At 65.2% G+C, this 1,228-nt stretch carries 1 protein-coding gene and 1 pseudogene; one reads left to right on the top strand and one right to left on the bottom strand.

What is annotated here, in order from left to right:
- Positions 1–252, top strand: a pseudogene (locus tag ACXJL8_RS41545) (caspase family protein); the annotation flags it as partial.
- Between the two features lie 164 nt (positions 253–416).
- Here the strand turns inward: ACXJL8_RS41545 and ACXJL8_RS41550 are convergent.
- On the bottom strand, positions 417–1,094 hold the full coding sequence (locus tag ACXJL8_RS41550; RefSeq protein WP_456618375.1) for a DUF1345 domain-containing protein: 678 nt from the start codon (positions 1,092–1,094) through the stop codon (positions 417–419).
- Positions 1,095–1,228: the final 134 nt, after the last annotated feature.

The following is a 1,228-nucleotide window of genomic DNA, read 5'->3' on the forward strand; positions in this document are numbered from 1 at the left end:
ACCTCGCGGCGCGACGACAGCGAAGACCGGCCGGCGCGGCAGCGTCGGCAGGTCGGCGCCGCCGGCGGTTATGGCGGCATGGGCGGAATCGGCGCCGCGGCTGGTGTTGCGGCTCGCGCCGGCCGTGCCGCGGGCGGCGGGCAGGTCTTCTGCAATAACGGCGGCTGCCGTCCGGTCAGCCGCGGTTGCCATCTCGAATATCGCGGCGGCGGCGGCCCCGGCAACGACGCCAATGCAGAGGTGTGTAATTGAAGGCGAAAAAGCCTCCCCAATGTCGTCCCGGCGAAGGCCGGGACCCATAACCCCAGGGAGCAATTTGGCGAAGACTAGCTGTTATCTATCGTAGCGCGGTACTATCACCGAGCCATCTAGGATAGATCACGCGGTATGGGTCCCGGYCTTCGCCGGGACGACATCTACGTCGCAATCGCACTCGCCGCGATGTTCACCGTCAGCGCCAGCAACGCCGTATTGTAGATGAACGAGATAATGCCGTGCGCGGTCGCGGTGCGGCGGATGGTCTTGTCGGTGATGCCGACGTCGGACACCTGCGCGGTCATGCCGATGACGAAGGAAAAATAGACGAAGTCCCAATAGTCGGCGTGGTCGTCCTTGTCGCCGCTCGGGAACTGCAAGCCGCCCGGCGGATGCCGGTAATAGTCATGGGCGTAATGCAGCGCGAAGGTGGTGTGCACGGCCGCCCAGGACAGCGCGATGGTGGTGATCGCGATCGTCAGCTCCACCGCGCCGCGATGAACGCCGAGCTCGGCGACGATTGCCGCGATGCTTGCAAACGCGCCGATTGCCGTCACCAGCAGGATCACGAAGCGGCCATCGTCCTGCATCGCGGCGCTGCGGCGGATGTGCTGGCGATCGTTGTTCAGCATCATGCTGTAGACCAGCACGAGATAAACCGCGATCAACGCATCCCAGCCGAGCACGAGCCGCGTCGCCAGCCGCAACGAGCTGGGCAGCAGCAGGCAGACCAGGATGCCGAAACCGAGCGAAATGAACGTCCGCGGCCGCGCGTAGAGCACGCGCATCGGCCGCGACATCTGCCGGAAGCGAACGAGGACGGGATCGTCTTTGTCCATGCAGATTGTCCGGTGAAGCCTGAGCGGCATCGTAGGTGCACTCCCTCCCCCGCTTGCGGGGGAGGGTCGGGGAGAGGGTATCTCCACAATCGAGAACCCCCAAGAGGAGAGAGCCCTCACCCGGCGCCATAGCC

The sequence above is a fragment of the Bradyrhizobium sp. P5_C11_2 genome (assembly GCF_054049755.1).